The sequence below is a fragment of the Streptomyces sp. NPDC058663 genome (assembly GCF_042716745.1).
Classification (GTDB): Bacteria; Actinomycetota; Actinomycetes; order Streptomycetales; family Streptomycetaceae; genus Streptomyces.
In genome coordinates this window covers 1-1,031 of record NZ_JBHXRV010000121.1, presented here as the reverse complement: position 1 = coordinate 1,031, position 1,031 = coordinate 1, and the positions used below count along the sequence as shown (strand labels likewise).

The window sequence follows — 1,031 nt, the reverse complement described above, 5'->3', positions numbered from 1 at the left end:
TCAGGCTCCACCGGCGCCCCGAAGGGCGCCGTGAACACCCACGCCGCATTCGTCAACCGGATCACCTGGACCCAGAACGCCTACCCCCTCACCCCCACCGACCGGGTCCTGTTCAAAACACCCATCGGCTTCGACGTCTCCGGCTGGGAATGGACCTGGCCCCTCACCACCGGCGCCACCATCCACCTCCTCACCCCCGGCGCCCACCGCGACCCCACCCACCTCACCCACACCATCCGCACCGCCGGCATCACCGTCTGCCACTTCGTCCCCTCCATGCTCCGCCACTTCCTCGCCCACCCCGACACCCCCCACTGCACCACCCTCACCCACCTCATCACCTCCGGCGAAGAACTCACCCCCCACCTCACCACCACCCTCCACACCACCCTCCCCACCACCCACCTCCACAACCTCTACGGCCCCACCGAAGCCGCCATCGACGTCACCCACCACACCCCCGACCCCCACACCCCCCACACCCGCATCCCCATCGGCACCCCCATCACCGGCACCGACCTCCACGTCCTGGACACCCACCACCAACCCGTCCCCATCGGCGTCACCGGACACCTCCACATCGGCGGCACCCCCCTCGCCCGCGGCTACCACCACCAACCCGCCCTCACCGCCGACCGCTTCATCCCCCACCCCACCCACCACGGCCAACGCCTCTACGCCACCGGCGACCAAGCCCGCTGGACCCCCCACGGCACCCTCGAATACCTCGGCCGCAACGACCACCAGATCAAAATCCGCGGCCAACGCATCGAACCCGCCGAAATCGACACCGCACTCCACACCCACCCCCACATCACCCACACCATCACCACCACCCACACCACCCCCGACCACACCACCCACCTCGCCACCTACTACACCACCACCCCCCACACCACACCCCCCACACCCCAACAACTCCGCACCCACCTCCACACCCACCTCCCCACCGCAATGATCCCCACCTACCTCACCCACCTCACCCACCTCCCACAACTCCCCAACGGCAAAACCGACACCACCCAACTCCC

1 protein-coding gene is annotated in these 1,031 nt (G+C 68.6%); it reads left to right on the top strand.

Annotated features, from left to right (window positions below):
- Nucleotides 1–30 precede the first annotated feature (30 nt).
- On the top strand, nt 31–1,031 hold a 1,001-nt coding region (locus ACFWVV_RS37775), incomplete at its 3' end, for an AMP-binding protein (RefSeq protein WP_384422929.1).